We start from the raw sequence: 13,580 nt of genomic DNA, 5'->3' as shown, positions 1-13,580 counted from the left end.
AGACCGAGGCCCCGCTGGAGTGCCGGTGGTTCGTGTGTCCTCTGCCGCGGGTTGTCGTGAGTGGTAATTCGGGTTAGAACCCGAATTACCACTCACGACAGGCCGCGGCAGACCAATCCACCGGGGCGGGGAGAGCGAATCCCGGGCATGCCGCACACGACCGCGCACCTCCTCGCCTCGTTCGCCGCGAAACTCCTCGGCGGCCCGCTCCCCGTGGGCCTGCGGACCTGGGACGGCACCCGCGCCGGTCCGGAAAACGCACCCACCGTCGTGCTCCGCCACCGCCGCGCTCTGCGCCGCCTGCTCTACGCGCCCGGCGAGCTGGGGCTCGCCCGCGCGTACGTCACCGGCGACCTCGACGTCGAAGGCGACCTGGCGGACGGCTTCCGCCGGATCTGGGCCCTCACCCGCACGGGGGAGCTCTCCCAGGCCAAGCTGGGGCCGCGGGACTGGGCGGAGGCCGTCCGGCTGGCCGCCCGGCTCGGCGTCGCCGGGCTGCCGCCGAAGCCGCCCGCCGAAGAGGCCCGGCTGTCCGGGAAGCTGCACAGCCTGCTGCGCGACCGCTCCGCCATCGCCCACCACTACGACCTGTCCAACGCCTTCTACCAGCTGCTGATGGACGAGTCGATGGCGTACTCGTGCGCGTACTTCACCTCCGGGTCGCAGAGCCTCGAACAGGCGCAGCACGACAAGCTGGAGTTGATCTGCCGCAAGCTGGGGTTGCGGCCGGGCATGCGGCTGCTGGACGTCGGCTGCGGCTGGGGTTCGCTGCTCGTCCACGCGGCCAAGCACCACGGCGTCGAGGCCGTCGGCATCACGCTCTCGGCCGAGCAGCTGCAGCACGTCCGCGGCCGGCTCGCGCAGCACGACCTGGCGGACCGCGTCGAGGTGCGCCGCCAGGACTACCGGGAGCTGCCGGACGCGCCGTTCGACGCGGTCGCGTCGATCGAGATGGGCGAGCACGTCGGCGAGGTCAACTACCCGGCGTACGCGGCGACGCTGCACCGCATGGTCAAGCCGGGCGGGCGGGTGCTGCTCCAGCAGATGTCGCGCGGCGCCGTCGCGCCCGGCGGCGGCGCGTTCATCGAGCGGTACATCGCGCCGGACATGACGATGCGCCCGGTCGGCCGGACCATCGACCACCTGGAGACCGCCGGGCTCGAGGTGCGGGACGTCCACGCGCTGCGCGAGCACTACGTCTGGACGGTCCGGGCCTGGGCCGCCACCCTGGAGGAGAACTGGGCCGACGTCGTCGCGCTCATCGGCGAGACGGGCGCGCGGGTCTGGCGGCTGTACCTGGTGGGCGGGGCGCTGGCGTTCGAGGAGAACCGGATGGGTGTGGACCAGATCCTGGCCGTGCGGCCCGACCAGTACGGTCGGAGCGGCCTGCCCGCGACGCGGGAGTGGTGACGATGCCGCAGCTGCTCGTCACGGCCGTCGTCACGCTGGTGGCGGTGGCCGTGACCTTCGGGATCGCGCGGGCGCGCAAGAGGTACGACACGATCGACACGTTCTGGGGGCTCGGCTTCGCGCTCGTCGCGGTCGCCGCCTTCCCGTTCGGCGACGGCCCGCTGTCACTGCGGCTGGTGGTGGTCCTCCTGACGGTCGTCTGGGGTGTGCGGCTCTCGGTGCACCTGCACCTGCGCAACCACAAGCTGCCGGAGGACCCGCGGTACGCGCGGATGGGGCACGGACCGGCGAAGATGTTCGTGCGCGTGTACCTGCTGCAGGCCGTGGTGCTGTACTTCGTGTCGCTGCCGGTGCAGTTCGCGGTGGACGGCACCGGGATCGGCGTGCTCGGCTGGCTCGGTGTCGTGGTCTGGCTCGTCGGTTTCGCGTTCGAGACGATCGGCGACGAGCAGCTGCGCCGGTTCAAGGCCGACCCGGCGTCGAAGGGCAAGGTGCTGGACACCGGGTTGTGGCGCTACACGCGGCACCCGAACTACTTCGGCGACGCGTGCGTGTGGTGGGGCCTCTACCTGCTGGCCTGTTCGACGTGGCCGGGCGCGGCGACCATCCTCTCCCCCGTGGCGATGACGTTCACCCTGGCCCGCGGGACGGGGAAACCGTTGCTGGAGAAGGGAATGGCGCGCACCCGCCCGGCGTACGCGCACTACGTCGAGCGGACCAGCGGCTTCTTCCCGCTGCCGCCGCGGCGCGTCACTCCCCGGTGAGGCCGTCGGTCAGTTCGCGCAGCAGATCGAGGTGCCCGACGTGGCGCGCGGTCTCCTCGATCATGTGCGCGACGACCCAGCGGACGTTGAAGGTCTCGGCCTTGTGCGTCACTTCGTCGTCGAAGCCGCGGGCGGCGACGATCTCGCGGCTGCGGGCGCACTGCTTCCCGTAGTCCGCGAGAAGCTGCTCCACCGAAGTCCCGGGCGGGACCCGGAACTCCGCGTCCGGGTCTTCCTTCAGACGCTCCTCCCAGGTGTCTTCTTCGCCGTCGACGACCACGGCGAACCAGAACCACTCGTTGAGCGTGAGGTGCGCGATCAGCCCGGCGACGGTCGTCAGCTCGCTGGGCAGGTGCACTCGGCGGCCCTGCTCGTCGGTGAGCCCGCCGGCCTTCCACGCGACGGTCGCGCGGTGGTAGTCGAGCAGGCTGGTGAGGATTTCGCGCTCGCCACCGGTGAGCGGGACTTCGGGGCGCGGGGGTCGTTCGGTCATGATCGGGACTCTGCCAGAGGGGTCCGACAGTTTCGAATACCTTGTGCACGATGTAATCGTGGGCTAGGTTTGCGGGCGTGCCGGACGAGTTCCTCCTTGACGAGCAAGCCTGCTTCGCCCTCTACGCGGCGTCGCGAGCCGTGACGGACGCGTACCGTCCGCTGCTCGGCGAGCTTGACCTCACCTACCCGCAGTACCTGGTGCTGCTGGTGCTGTGGGAGTCCGACGCCCGGCCGGTCAAGGAGATCGGCGAGGCGCTGCACCTGGACTACGGCACGCTATCCCCGCTGCTGAAGCGGCTCGAGGCCAACGGGCTGGTGACGCGGACCCGGCGGCCCGCGGACGAACGCACGGTGGTGATCGGCCTGACCGAGCAGGGCCGGGCGGTGCGCACGCGCGCCGCCGGCGTCCCCTCGGCGATCGGCTGCGCACTGGGCCTCGAGGACGAGGAGCGGCGGGAACTGATCACCACCCTGCGGCGGCTGACGGCGTCGGCCACCGCGTATGCACATGAGCACTGAACCATCCGGACACTGACTCATCCGAACACCGAGGAGGCTTTATGCCCAGCCGTGACGCCACCACCCACTGGGTCGGCGGACTGAACAGCGGGAAGGGCGAGGTCACGCTGGACTCGTCCAACGCCGGCACGTTCGCGGTCTCGTTCCCGACCCGGGCGGGCAGCCCGGACGGCCAGACGAGCCCCGAGGAGCTCATCGCGGCGGCGCACTCGTCGTGCCTGGCGATGAACCTCTCGGGCGTGCTGGAGTCCCAGAAGCTCACGGCGGACTCGATCGACGTGAGCGCGGAGGTGACGCTCGGCCCGGCGACCGGCGGCGGTTTCGAGATCAGCGGCATCGCGATCACCCTGCGGGCGTCGATCCCGGGTGTAACGGCGGAGCAGTTCGCGGAGTACGCGGAGACGGCGGAGAAGACCTGCCCGGTGTCGAAGGCCCTCGCGGGCACGACGATCACCATGGACGCGGCGCTCGCCTGAGTTCCCTGGTTCGACCGTCGCGAACGACTCATTCGGGACCTCGGAGGTCCCGAATGAGTCATTCGCGGCACCGGCACCGGCGATGACGCGACGGCCCTGGTGTGCGGGGGACGAAACCCCTGCCTCAGGCGACCGTGCGCGACGCGGTGATCGCGGCGCGCCGGGCGAGCCGGTGGGTCCGGCGGATTCCCGCCTCGGCGTGGCGTCGGCGGTCCTCGTCGGTCTCCGGCACGACCGGCGGCACCGGCCGCGGGCGGCCGTGGTCGTCGATCGCGACCAGCACCAGGTAGGCCGAGGCCACGTGGACCGGGGGCACCGAACGGTCCCAGCGGTCGGCGGTGGCGCGCACGCCGATCTCCATCGACGTCGCGCCGGCCCAGTTGACCTGGGCGTGCAGGTGCAGCACGTCCCCGACGCGGACCGGTACCCGGAACACCATCTCGTCCACCGACGCGGTCACCGACGCGCCTTCGGAGTGCCGGGCCGAGACGACCCCGGCCAGCGAGTCGACGAGCTTCATCAGGACGCCGCCGTGCACGGTGCCCATGAGGTTGGTGTCGTGGTCGTCCATGATCTGCGACAGCGTCAGCCGGGACGCCGACGTCGGCTTGCCCCTCACGCGAGCCCCGCCCGGACCTCGCGCACGGCCGCGACCAGGTTCTCGAGCGCCGGTTCGACTTCGCGGTAGCCGCGGGTCTTCAGGCCGCAGTCCGGGTTGACCCACACCCGGCCGGCGGGCACCGCGCCGAGGGCGGTGCGCACCAGCGCGGCGATCTCCCCGGCGTCCGGGACGCGCGGGGAGTGGATGTCGTACACGCCCGGACCCACCCCGCGGCCGAACCCCGCCAGGCCGGTGAGCACTTCCATCTTCGAGCGGGCCGCTTCGATGCTGGTGACGTCGGCGTCCAGGGCGTCGATCGCGGACAGCACCTCGCCGAACTCCGAGTAGCACAGGTGGGTGTGGATCTGGGTGGCGTCGGCGACGCCAGAGGTGGCCAGGCGGAACGCCGACACCGCCCAGCGCAGGTAGCCGTCGTGGCCGGATCGGCGCAGCGGCAGCAGCTCGCGCAGGGCCGGCTCGTCGACCTGGATGATCCGGATGCCCGTCGCTTCGAGGTCGCTCACCTCGTCGCGGACGGCGAGCGCCACCTGCCGCGCGGTGTCGGCAAGGGGCTGGTCGTCACGGACGAACGACCACGCGAGGATCGTCACCGGCCCGGTCAGCATGCCCTTGACCGGCTTGGCCGTCAGGCTCTGCGCGTGGCGGGTCCAGGGCACCGTCATCGGGGCCGGGCGTGAGACGTCGCCGTAGAGGATCGGCGGGCGGACGCAGCGCGAGCCGTAGGACTGCACCCAGCCCTGCGTGGTCACGGCGAACCCGGCCAGCTGCTCGGCGAAGTACTGCACCATGTCGTTGCGCTCCGGTTCGCCGTGCACCAGGACGTCGAGCCCGAGGTCCTCCTGCAGCCGCACCACGCGCTCGATCTCGGCGCGCATCGCCGCCTCGTACCCGGCGTCGTCGAGCCTGCCCGCCCGGTGCGCGGCGCGGGCTTTGCGGACGTCGGCGGTCTGCGGGAACGACCCGATCGTCGTGGTCGGCAGGAGCGGGAGCCCGAGCGCGGCCTGCTGTGCTTTCGCGCGCTCGACGTACGGCGGGCGGGCCGTGACGTCCGCCGTTTCGAGGCGGGCGCGGACCTGCTCGTCGACCAGCTCGGCCGCCGCCGCGCGGTCCGCGACCGCCTGTCGCGCCGGGGAAAGGTCGACGTCTTCGCCGCGCAGGGCCCGGCCGAGCAGGACGACCTCGTCGACCTTCTGCCGGGCGAAGGCGAGCCAGCCCCGGAGCCGCGGGTGCAGCCCGTGCTCGCGCTCGACGTCGTAAGGCACGTGCAGCAGCGAGCACGACGTCGCCACGCTGACCGACTTCGCCACGCCGAGCAGGGTGGCGGCCCGGCCGAGCGCGCGGTCCGGGTCGGTGCGCCAGACGTTGCGGCCGTCGACGACCCCGGCCAGGACTTCCTTGTCCCGCAACGCCGGTTCGGTGGCCACGGCGTCCACGAAGGACTCGTCACCGGCCAGGTCGACGGCGAGCGCCTCGATCGGCGCGCGAGCCAGCACTCCGAGCGCGCGCCCGAGGTGGCCGAAGGAGCCGGTGACCAGGAGCTTCGGCCGGCCGGTCTCCTTGCCGAGCCAGTGGTAGGCGCGGATCAGGGCGTTCAGCTCGGCTTCGGTGCGGTCCGCGGCGAACGCGGGCTCGTCGAGCTGCACCCAGTCCGCGCCCGCGGCGTGCAGCCGGTGCAGCAGGTCGACATACCGCGGCAGCAGGGTGTCGAGCAGGTCGAGCGGGCGGAAGCCCGCGGTCGTGGACTTGGCCAGCAGCAGGAAGGTCACCGGCCCGACCAGCACCGGCCGGGTCTCGATGCCCAGCGCCTTCGCCTCGCGGTACTCGTCGAGCGGCTTGGTCCCGGCCAGGGTGAACGTCGTGTCCGGGCCGAGTTCCGGGACGAGGTAGTGGTAGTTCGTGTCGAACCACTTCGTCATCTCCAGCGCGGGAGCGTCCTGGCCGCCGCGCGCGGCGGCGAAGCAGGTGTCCAGCGGCGACAACCCGAGACCGGTGAACCGGGCAGGCAGCGCGCCGAACAGCTCCGCGGTGTCGAGCACGTGGTCGTAGTGCGAGAACGTGCCGGCCGGGATCGAGTCCAGCCCGGCCGCCGCCAGGTCGCGCCAGGTTCGTTCCCGCAGCTCACGGCCGGTTTCCAGCAGGGCGACCTGATCGATTTCGTGCGCCCAGTAGCGTTCCAGGGCGCGTTTGAGTTCCCGGTCCGGGCCGATCCGGGGGTAGCCCAGCACCGTAGTGCCGACAGTGCCGACAGTGCCGATTTCGGTCACAGCTCTCTCCTCGCGAGCTCGTTCCACCGAGTCCGAGCACGCGCAAGAGCCGCGTTCGGTCGTGCCCATCCCGCGAGGCCCGGACTCGCGCACGCCGTCGGCGCGCGCACCACGGGCAGGTCTTCGGACTCGTGGGCGCCGAGCTCAGGTCTACCGGCCGTCGCTTCCCGGGGGTGTGCTCCCAGTGCTGGACCACTCGCGTGGTGACGGCTTTCGTTCCCACATACCGCTGCGGGGCAGTCCCGGATTCGCACCGGGTTCCCTGTTGCCTCGCCCGCGCGCGTCTCCGCGCCCGGGCGAACCAGTGGCACGACGAGCCTAGCGGTTCTTGATCACGATGTCTGGATAACCGACGCCGTAAACCGATCGGTTTCACAACTGCGCGGGCCGGGCTAGCCTCGGGACATGACCACCGACGCGAAACCCACCTCCCGGGAGCGGCTGCTGGATGCCGCGGCCACGCTCACCTACCGGGACGGGGTCGGCATCGGCGTCGAGGCGTTGTGCAAGGCCGCCGGCGTGTCGAAGCGGTCCCTCTACCAGCTGTTCGAAAGCAAGGACGAACTCCTCGCGGCGAGCCTGAAGGAAGGCGCGGCCGCCTTCGTGGCCGGCCTGCTGCCCCCGGCGGACGACGGCCGCGGGCCCCGCGAGCGGATCATGCACGTCTTCGCCCAGCTGGAAGCCCAGGCCCGCACCCCCGGCTTCCACGGCTGCCGGTACCTGGCCGCGCAGATCGAGCTGAAGGACCCGCGCCACCCCGCCGGCCGGGTGGCGCGGCGGATCAAGCGGAACCTGCTGGGGTTCTTCCGCCGGGAGGGCGAACAGGGCGGCGCCGCCGATCCGGAGCTGCTGGCCCGGCAACTCCTCGTCGTCTTCGACGGCGCCAGCGCCCGGGCCGGGATCGGCGTCGACGACCTGAAGGGGCTCCTCGTCCCGACCGTGACCACCCTGCTCGACGCGGCGGGCCTGCGCTGACGCGCCGCAACACCGCGTCTTGCGACGGGAAACCGATCGGTTTACAGTCGCCGGAAACCGATCGGTTTCCGATCGCGGCCCGAGAGGAAGCCGGCGCGATGCCCGAAGAGCCACGCCCCACGATCCACGTCCCCGGCACCACCAGCCACACCATCGCCTCGCCGGAAGGGACGCTGCGCTACCTCAAAGCGGGCACCGGCGCTCCCCTGGTCCTGCTGCACACCGTGCGCACGCAGGCCGAGCACTTCCGCGCCCTGATTCCCTTGGTCGCGGACCGGTTCACCGTGTACGCCCTCGACCTCCCGGGGATGGGCCACTCCGAGATCGTGCCCGGCGCCTCGTACGAAGAACCGGCGATGCGCGCGGGCGTGGAGCGGCTTCTCGCCGGCCTCGACCTCGACGACGTGACGCTGCTGGGCGAGTCCATGGGCGCGGTCCTCGCCCTGACCACCGCGGCCGACCTGCCCGACCGGGTCCGGCGCGTCATCGCGGTGAACGCCTACGACTTCCGCGGCGGCATCGCCCGGTCCGGTCTCCTCGCTCGGGCCGTGGTCACCGGCGTCCTCGCGCCGGGCGTGGGCCCGGTGATCGCCGGGGTGGAGCCCAGGGCCGCGCTCCGCCGGATCCTGCAGGGCGGCCTCGGCGACAAATCCGCGCTGCACGAGGACTACCTGGACGAACTCCTCCAGGTGGGCCGCCGCCCCGGCTACCCCGCCGTGGCCCGCGGGGTCTACCGGAACCTGCCCGGCCTCATCGCGGCCCGCTCGCGCTACCCCGAAGTCAAGGCGCCCATCCACCTCGTCTACGGCGAGAAAGACTGGTCGCGGCCGGCGGACCGCGCGGCCAACAAGGACCTGCTGTCCGACGCCGCCTTCACCCAGGTGCCGGGAGCGGGCCACTTCATCGCCTTGGAACGGCCCGACGCATTAGCCGGTTTGGTGACCGCAGTGGCGAAATGATCGAATCGGTTCGATCATCACCTACCCCGGTGAATGCGCTTGGACCAGCCAAGATCTGCTTGCGTATCCCCGATGAGTACTCTACGTTCAATTATCGTCGATGCGGTTCGACGAACAGTGACGGGTCACCGTCTTCTGGGGGGCAGTCGAGAACGCCATGCGCAAGCGCGGTCACCACCGGCACGCCGGGGCACGGCTCGCGGCCGGCCGCCGGACGAACGTCCTGGCTTTGGTCGTCCCGCTGCGCGCCGGCGCCCACGACGTCGTCGTGCGGGAGTTCGTGGCCGCCGCGATCTCCGCGGCCGGCGCCCGGGAGCACGCCCTGCTCCTGCTCACCGCCGAAGAAGGCCCCGCCGCGCTGCGCCGCGCGGTGTCCTCGTCCGTCGCCGACGGGGTCGTGGTGATGGACGCCGAAGCGGCGGACGCGCGCGTGCCGGTGCTGCTCGGGCTGGACCGGCCGGCCGTGCTGATCGGCGTGCCGGACCGGCCGCGCGGGCTCGGCTGCCTCGACCTCGATTTCGCCGCGGCGGGTGCGCTCTGCCTCGGCCACCTCGCCGGCCTCGGGCACGAGCACGTCGCCCTGATCGGCTCGACGCCCGCGACCTACCGGCGCGGCAGCAGCTCCGCGACCCGGCTCGCGCAGGGCTTCACGGCGGAGGCGACCCGCCGGGGCCTCCGCTCGACGACGCTGGCCTGGGGAAGCACCCATTGGCGGACGCTCCGCGGCCTGGACGCGCTCTTCTCTCGGCATCCGGACGTCACCGGGCTCGTCGTGCACAACGAAACGGCGCTGCCCGCGGTGCTGGCGGGCCTGCAGCACCGCGGGCTGCGGGTACCCGAAGACGTCTCGCTCGTCGCGGTCTGCCCGGAAAGCCTGACCGCGCACAGCCTGCTCGAGCTGACCTGCGTGGCGATCCCGGCGCGGGAGATCGGCGTGCTGGCCGTCGAGACGGTCATCGGGCAGCTCGACGACGGCACCGCGCCCGGCATCCGGCTCCTCGCCCCGAAGCTGGTCGCCGGCGCCAGCACCGCGCCGCCGCGCCTGCCGCGTCGGGGAGAATAGTCACCCCGCATTCAGCCACTGTCGGTATTCCGGTGATCAATTGTCGGCGGTTGGTTCACGGAAATGACGTATTGCCCGGGTCACCCGGGCCGGTGTTAACGTGACCGCGGCTATTTTTGCCGCGCACTTCCGCCGAGGCGGAATCCGGGGGAAACGAGCTCCAGGCGGAGGGTCCTGACATGCATCGAAGACAACTGGCGGTGGCGGCCGCGGTCGTGGCGGGGGTGGCGCTGCCCGTTCCGGCAGCGGCGGAACCGCCCGCCTCGCCGATCACCCCCGGCGATTCCGGACAATCCGTCACGCTCATCACCGGCGACCGGGTGCGGGTGCTCCCGAATTCCCGCGGGGAAAGCACGGTCACGGTCGAACCGGGCCCGGGTCGCGACCGGATCGGTTTCTTCCGCGAAACGCACACCGGCCCGAACTCCGGCGACATCACCGTCGTGCCGTCGGACGCGCTGGCGCTGGTGGCGGCCGGCAAACTCGATTCCCGCCTGTTCGACGTTTCCGGGCTGCTGCGGCAGCACCTCGCCGATTCCGCCGCGGGGCTCCCCCTGATCGTCACCTATTCCGCCGGTTCCCCCGCTGCCGCACCACCAGCCGCACCACCTGCCACGACCGCCGTCCGCGACCTGCCGAGCGTGCGCGGCGCCGCCCTGAAACAGGACCGGCGGCGCGGAACGGAGTTCTGGACCTGGCTCACCGCCGGCGCCACGTTGCGGCCCGGCGTCGGGAAGGTGTGGCTGGACGGCCTCGCCACCCCGGCCCTCGACGTCAGCGTGCCGCAGATCGGCGGCCCGGCCGCGTGGCAGGCGGGCTACACGGGCCGCGGTGTCACGGTCGGCGTGCTCGACACCGGCGTCCGGGCCGATCACCCCGATCTCGCCGGCAAGGTCGTCGCCGCCCAGGACTTCACCGGGACCCGGCCGGACGCGGGCGACGACCTCGGGCACGGCACGCACGTCGCCGGCATCATCGCCGGGACCGGGGCCGCTTCCGGTGGCCGGTACCGCGGGGTGGCGCCGGACGCCCGGCTGGTCAGCGGCAAGGTCTGCGTCGCGTACGGCTGCCCGGAATCCGCGGTGATCGCCGGCCTGGAGTGGATCGCGCCGCAGGTCCGCGTGGTCAACCTGAGCCTCGGCGGCGACGCGACCGACGGCACGGATCCGGTGTCCCAGTCGGTGAACGCGCTGACCGCCCGCTACGGCACCCTGTTCGTCGCCCCGGCGGGCAACGACCGCTCGCTCGACCTGCCCGAACCGGGGCCGGTGGTCGCGCCCGCCGCCGCGGACGCGGCGCTGGCGGTCGGCAGCGTGTCGGCCCAGGACACCACCAGCGCGTTCTCCAACCGGGGCGCGCGGCTCGGCGACCACGCCGTCAAGCCCGACCTCGCCGCGCCGGGCGAGGGCATCGTCTCGGCCCGGGCCGCGGGCACGCGCGACGGCGACATCGCGCCGGTGGACGCCGCCTACGCCCGGCTGTCCGGGACGTCGATGGCGGCGCCGCACGTCGCCGGTACGGCGGCGCTGCTGCTCCAGCGGCACCCGGACTGGCTCGCCGGCCGGCTCAAGACCACGCTGACGAGCACCGCCCGGCCCACCGCCGACGTCGTCGAGCAGGGTGCCGGCCGGGTGGACGCGGAACGCGCGGTCACCCAGCAGGTCACCGCGACCACCGGCAGCCTCGGCTACGGCTTCGTCGCGTGGCCCCGCACCCGGCCGGTCACCAAGACCGTCACCTACCACAACGACGGCGACGCGGCCGTCACCCTGGCGCTGGCCACGAACCCGCAGCCGCTGTTCACGCCCTCGGCGCCGTCCGTGGTGGTCCCCGCCCACGGCGATGCCGACGTCGGCGTCACCCTCCAGGCCGGTGGGAGCGCGGCCGGGCAGTACGGCGGCCGGCTGACCGCGACCGCGCCCGGGATCACCGTGCAGACCGCGCTCGGTGCCTTCCTGGAGGCGGAAAGCTACGCCGTGTCCGTGCGGCTGATCGGCCGGGACGGGCGGTTCACCGCGGGCGTCGCGACGCTCGTCGACACCGCGACGGGGGCCGCGTTCGGCGTCCGGCCGTTCGGCGCCGACGGCACGGCCGTGGTCCGGGTGCCCAAGGGGCGTTACGACCTCAACGCGCTCGACGTGTCCGGTGACCCGGCGGGCCAGACCCGGCCGGCCGCCGTGACGCTGCTGTCGCGCCCCGCTCAGCCGGTGACCGGCGATGTTTCGATCACGCTCGACGCCCGCGCGGGCAAACCACTGCGGGCGGTGGTCGATCGCCCGGACGCCCGGTTGCAGGGCGGCGAACTCGGCCTGGTGTCCGGGAATCCGGGCGGCACCCGCACCAGCACACTCGCCTGGATCGTCCAGCCGGGCACCGAGCTGTACGCGGCCGGCTCGGGCCGCGAGGTCACCGACCACACCTACGCGCTGTACTTCCGGGCGACGCTGGCCGCCCGGCCACCCGGAGTGGATCCGGACGGGTACGTCTACCAGCTGGCCTTCCTCGAGCGCGGCCGCGTGCCGGCGGACCCCGTCTTCCGCGTGCGCGACCGGGACCTCGCGGTGGTCGACGCCCGTTACCACACCCAGGGGAAACCGGCGGAAAGCCTGCGCCTCGACGACGTCACGTTCGGGTTCCCGGGCGCCGACAGCGGGACCTACCAGGTCACGGCGCAGGCGCTGCCGAGCCGGCGCACCGAGTACTACACGCCCGGGGTGCGCTGGCAGCACCTCCTGGCGGTCTACCCGGACCCGCTGACCGACGCGGAGAGCAGTTACTCGTACCGCACCTACCGGCCGGGATTCCAGCACTCCGGCTGGAACCGTGCCCCGGTCGGGCCCGCGTTCGGCGCACCGCAAGACGGCTGGGGTGTGCTCCGCGCCGGAAACCAGCTGGTGTACGCGATCCCGCTGGTCTCGGGCAGCGATCCGGAGCAGTACACCACGCCGCCGGGCGGCCTCACCGGCACGGCGACGCTCTCGCGCGACGGCGTCACGCTGGCCACCACGCCGAGCCCGGCCATCGGAGCCCTCGCCATCCCGGATGGCGCGGGCACCTACACACTGCGGTCGGTCGCCACCCGCAGCGTGCCGTGGTCGGAGGTGGGCACGGCGGTGGACGTGGCCTGGACCTTCCGCGAGCCCGGCCTGGCGGCGCCGGCGAAACCGCTGCCACTGCTGGTGGTCCGGGCCGAGGGCGCGGTCGACGAGCAGAGCCGGGCCCCGGCCGGGAAGCCGTTCGTGCTGGCGCTGACGGCCCAGCGGCAGCCGGGTGCCGGCGACCTCCGGCTGGCGGACCTGCGCGTCGAGACGTCCACCGACGACGGTACACAGTGGACGCCCGTGCCCACCGTCCGCATCGGCAACGGCGGGCTCGCGGTGGTGCGCAACCCGGCGGGCGAAGGGTTCGTGTCGCTGCGGATCACCGCCCGCGACACCGACGGCAACGCCGTCACCCAGACGGTGATCAGGGCGTACCGGACAGCGCCGTGACCGCGATCGCGGCGAGCAGGACGACGAAGGCGGCCCCGGTCAGGACCTTGAGCTCCCGGCCGTGGGCCCGCCATTCGCCGTCCCAGCCGCTTTCGCCGTCGTAGCGCAGGTTCGCCGTGGTCATCAGCGCCCGGCCGAGCCCGAAGCCCACGCCCGCGCCCAGCGCCGCGGGCAGCGAAGCGGTGAGAGCCACGGCGACCGCGGCGACGTACGGCAGGCCGCTGGGCAGGTAGGTGCGTGCGCCGGTGCCCATTTCGAACCCGAACTGCAGTGGGCCGAGGTGCCGGCCGAGCCGGAACACCGTGTCCGGCACCAGCCGCCGGTTTTCCGGCAGCCGGAACGACAACCGCCCGGTTTCCCGCAGCAGGACCGCACCCAGCGCCGCGGCCACCACGGCCCAGCACGCACCCCCCGGAAGCGGTGCGCGCAGCAGGGAACCGGCCACGAGCAGGACGAGCGCGGTCAGAGCGCCGCCGCAGACGAGCCCGGCGCAGAACGCCAGTGTCGGAGTGCCTCGCCAGACCGGCGAGCTCAGCACGAAG

General features: G+C 72.8%; 12 protein-coding genes and 1 riboswitch. Of the genes, 8 read left to right on the top strand and 4 right to left on the bottom strand.

What is annotated here, in order from left to right; all coding sequences use genetic code 11:
* Window positions 1-147 precede the first annotated feature (147 nt).
* Window positions 148-1,410, top strand: a complete 1,263-nt coding sequence (locus ACLJQF_RS45485) for a class I SAM-dependent methyltransferase (RefSeq protein WP_410616614.1) — start codon at window positions 148-150, stop codon at window positions 1,408-1,410.
* 2 nt (window positions 1,411-1,412) lie between these two features.
* Complete coding sequence (locus ACLJQF_RS45480; RefSeq protein ID WP_410616612.1) at window positions 1,413-2,174, top strand: DUF1295 domain-containing protein; 762 nt, start codon at window positions 1,413-1,415, stop codon at window positions 2,172-2,174.
* Here the strand turns inward: ACLJQF_RS45480 and ACLJQF_RS45475 are convergent.
* Window positions 2,161-2,667, bottom strand: a complete 507-nt coding sequence (locus ACLJQF_RS45475) for a DinB family protein (RefSeq protein WP_410616611.1) — start codon at window positions 2,665-2,667, stop codon at window positions 2,161-2,163. The genes ACLJQF_RS45480 and ACLJQF_RS45475 overlap by 14 nt on opposite strands.
* Window positions 2,668-2,744: 77 nt before the next feature.
* On the opposite strand from ACLJQF_RS45475, the gene ACLJQF_RS45470 reads away from it, so the two are divergent.
* Window positions 2,745-3,188 (top strand): MarR family winged helix-turn-helix transcriptional regulator, encoded by a 444-nt coding sequence (locus tag ACLJQF_RS45470; protein ID WP_410616610.1) that lies wholly within the window; start codon window positions 2,745-2,747, stop codon window positions 3,186-3,188.
* A 41-nt stretch (window positions 3,189-3,229) separates the two neighbouring features.
* Window positions 3,230-3,664 carry an OsmC family peroxiredoxin gene (locus tag ACLJQF_RS45465; protein ID WP_410616609.1) on the top strand — a complete coding sequence of 145 codons (435 nt, stop codon included), beginning with the start codon at window positions 3,230-3,232 and terminating at the stop codon, window positions 3,662-3,664.
* 124 nt (window positions 3,665-3,788) lie between these two features.
* Here the strand turns inward: ACLJQF_RS45465 and ACLJQF_RS45460 are convergent, their stop codons facing one another.
* Window positions 3,789-4,283, bottom strand: a complete 495-nt coding sequence (locus ACLJQF_RS45460; RefSeq protein WP_410616608.1) for an acyl-CoA thioesterase — start codon at window positions 4,281-4,283, stop codon at window positions 3,789-3,791.
* On the bottom strand, window positions 4,280-6,550 hold the full coding sequence (metE, locus tag ACLJQF_RS45455) for a 5-methyltetrahydropteroyltriglutamate--homocysteine S-methyltransferase (RefSeq protein ID WP_410616607.1): 2,271 nt from the start codon (window positions 6,548-6,550) through the stop codon (window positions 4,280-4,282). The genes ACLJQF_RS45460 and metE overlap by 4 nt, the downstream gene beginning before the upstream one ends.
* Window positions 6,551-6,667: 117 nt before the next feature.
* Window positions 6,668-6,817, bottom strand: a riboswitch (cobalamin riboswitch).
* A 138-nt stretch (window positions 6,818-6,955) separates the two neighbouring features.
* Here metE and ACLJQF_RS45450 point away from each other — a divergent pair.
* The 4 genes from ACLJQF_RS45450 (at window position 6,956) to ACLJQF_RS45435 (ending at window position 13,038) form a co-directional block, all read left to right on the top strand.
* Window positions 6,956-7,525, top strand: coding sequence for a TetR/AcrR family transcriptional regulator (locus ACLJQF_RS45450; protein WP_410616606.1), 570 nt, complete (start codon window positions 6,956-6,958; stop codon window positions 7,523-7,525).
* Between the two features lie 98 nt (window positions 7,526-7,623).
* Window positions 7,624-8,484 (top strand): alpha/beta fold hydrolase, encoded by an 861-nt coding sequence (locus ACLJQF_RS45445; protein WP_410616604.1) that lies wholly within the window; start codon window positions 7,624-7,626, stop codon window positions 8,482-8,484.
* 157 nt (window positions 8,485-8,641) lie between these two features.
* Complete coding sequence (locus tag ACLJQF_RS45440) at window positions 8,642-9,547, top strand: LacI family DNA-binding transcriptional regulator (protein WP_410616603.1); 906 nt, start codon at window positions 8,642-8,644, stop codon at window positions 9,545-9,547.
* Window positions 9,548-9,726: 179 nt separating this feature from the next.
* Window positions 9,727-13,038: a S8 family serine peptidase gene (locus ACLJQF_RS45435; RefSeq protein ID WP_410616601.1), complete on the top strand. Its 3,312-nt coding sequence runs from the start codon at window positions 9,727-9,729 to the stop codon at window positions 13,036-13,038.
* Here the strand turns inward: ACLJQF_RS45435 and ACLJQF_RS45430 are convergent.
* Complete coding sequence (locus tag ACLJQF_RS45430) at window positions 13,013-13,576, bottom strand: hypothetical protein (RefSeq protein ID WP_410616600.1); 564 nt, start codon at window positions 13,574-13,576, stop codon at window positions 13,013-13,015. The genes ACLJQF_RS45435 and ACLJQF_RS45430 overlap by 26 nt on opposite strands.
* Between the last annotated feature and the right edge of the window lie 4 nt (window positions 13,577-13,580).

The organism is Amycolatopsis sp. lyj-109, from assembly GCF_046548995.1.
GTDB lineage: Bacteria > Actinomycetota > Actinomycetes > Mycobacteriales > Pseudonocardiaceae > Amycolatopsis.
Note: the sequence above shows the minus strand (reverse complement) of the source record. Positions and strands in the feature narration are given on the sequence as shown.

Coding starts and splice junctions, on each gene's coding strand:
- ACLJQF_RS45475 (WP_410616611.1), bottom strand. CDS start 2,667: ATGACCGAACGACCCCCGCGCCCCGAAGTCCCGCTCACCGGTGGCGAG.
- ACLJQF_RS45440 (WP_410616603.1), top strand. CDS start 8,642: ATGCGCAAGCGCGGTCACCACCGGCACGCCGGGGCACGGCTCGCGGCC.
- ACLJQF_RS45450 (WP_410616606.1), top strand. CDS start 6,956: ATGACCACCGACGCGAAACCCACCTCCCGGGAGCGGCTGCTGGATGCC.
- ACLJQF_RS45445 (WP_410616604.1), top strand. CDS start 7,624: ATGCCCGAAGAGCCACGCCCCACGATCCACGTCCCCGGCACCACCAGC.
- ACLJQF_RS45435 (WP_410616601.1), top strand. CDS start 9,727: ATGCATCGAAGACAACTGGCGGTGGCGGCCGCGGTCGTGGCGGGGGTG.
- ACLJQF_RS45485 (WP_410616614.1), top strand. CDS start 148: ATGCCGCACACGACCGCGCACCTCCTCGCCTCGTTCGCCGCGAAACTC.
- ACLJQF_RS45465 (WP_410616609.1), top strand. CDS start 3,230: ATGCCCAGCCGTGACGCCACCACCCACTGGGTCGGCGGACTGAACAGC.
- ACLJQF_RS45480 (WP_410616612.1), top strand. CDS start 1,413: ATGCCGCAGCTGCTCGTCACGGCCGTCGTCACGCTGGTGGCGGTGGCC.